General features: G+C 38.7%; 1 protein-coding gene. It reads right to left on the bottom strand.

Annotated elements, in window-relative coordinates; translation table 11 throughout:
• Positions 1-120 precede the first annotated feature (120 nt).
• Positions 121-1,587, bottom strand: coding sequence for a hypothetical protein (locus DD829_RS20520; protein WP_108411053.1), 1,467 nt, complete (start codon positions 1,585-1,587; stop codon positions 121-123).
• Between the last annotated feature and the right edge of the window lie 158 nt (positions 1,588-1,745).

Below are 1,745 nucleotides of genomic sequence, written 5' to 3' on the forward strand. Positions count from 1 at the left end.
AAAAAAATAATTTGCATATTAACACACTCCCTTTTGTAGTTAGATAAAAAGTTTAAATAAGCTTAAAAACAACAGGCTGTCTATGACAGCCTGTTGTTTTATTTTTTTTGCATTATAATTTTACTGGGCAAAACCTTTAATGCTAATGGTTTGGTTAGTATATCCCATATAAGCTGTTCCGGTAGTTGCGGTAGCTCCCCATAAAACAAGTCTTATGGAAACCGGAGTGTCAACAGTAATATTTTGTAAAGCTGTTATTCCGGATAAATCTATAGCAGATTGATTGGCAGTTGTTTGTGTTGCACCACTGATTCCTGAGATTACCGCTCCTGAAATATCTGTCCACGTTCCTGAAGTACCGATTTTATACTGGTATTGACCGTTCTTAGGACCGCTTGCCGACTTTCTGAAACTGTATGCTTCTATAGAAGTAATCGATAAGCTTTTCCCCGTTTGTGGTACAAATTCAAATGTCCATGTATCATTTGCTGCCTCCGCTAATGCCTGAGATGTTGAATTGAGACCGTCTGAACCCCAAGCTCCGGCAGATCCGGATCCGGATTGGGTAGCTCCGCTATCTCTTATAATTTTAGCGCTCTGAATTCCTGTAGCTAAAGTTCCGTTCCAAGGTGAAGGACCGAAATTACCTGTTCCTCCCGCAATACTCGAGGTATCCCAACTTCCTAAAGCAACCGGAGTCAGAACCACAGAGCCCACATAACCTGAACCTGTTTCGTTTCCTGTTGTTGTTCCTGCCGTAGCAACCGGAGTTACATAGAACTTAATGTATTTTGTAGCATCTGCATTTCCCAAGACGTATGTTTTTGCAGTAGCACCAGATATCGTCGTTTCATTTGTTCCGGATGCATCATCAGATCTTGTCCATCTGAAAATTGATGTCCCTTCGGTATTACCTTCAATATCAGTATATGTATAGTTTCCTGTGAGAGTTTGCCCGGTATTGGTTGTTCCGGAAATCGATACATTACTAACTGTAGGAGCTTGATTGGCAATTACAGAACCTGCCCATGCAGAACACTTTTGTAAGCCCGGTGAAGCTCCAATGGTAGAGCCCGGTGTTACACAAAATTGGATGAATTTCCCAAGATCAGCCGCAACCAAAGTATAGTTTTGTGCACTTGCCGCAGGAATGATCATAACATTTGTTCCCGAATTATCATCAGCTCTTTTCCAGATAAATGTACTCGCATTGTCAGGGTTGCTTTGAGCATCTGAAAATGTATAGTTTCCTGTAAGAGAAGCTCCGACAGAAAGGTTGCCCCCGATTACAAGATTCGTTGCTGTGGGTACCGTATTAATCTCCTCATATCCGAGGTTGATCCATTTTGTTCCATCCCAGCCTACAAAAGACTTTAATTCCTTATCAAAAACAATTAGTCCCTCATTGGCAGACGAAGAAAGATTATTAATGGATACGGTTGTAAGTCTTGGAAGAAGTAGTCCTTTGGAGTCGGAAGATATTTCAAGAGCCGAAGACGGATGCGGATTGGGAGTGTTAATTCCAACTTGAGAAAAAAACAGGCAGTAATTCGAAATCAATGCAATAGCGAATAATTTTTTTGTCATGGTATTTTAATAAAATTTTGTGCGCAAATATATGGGTTATTGTTTATTTAATAATGAATATAAATATAATTTAAAGAATATTTAATAATTAACTGTTTTTTAATATTTTATTTTGACTTTAAAGGCGGATTTTTAGTGTTTAAAATAATATTATGTTA

Source organism: Chryseobacterium sp. HMWF035, from assembly GCF_003094695.1.
GTDB classification, from domain to species: Bacteria; Bacteroidota; Bacteroidia; order Flavobacteriales; family Weeksellaceae; genus Chryseobacterium; species Chryseobacterium gambrini.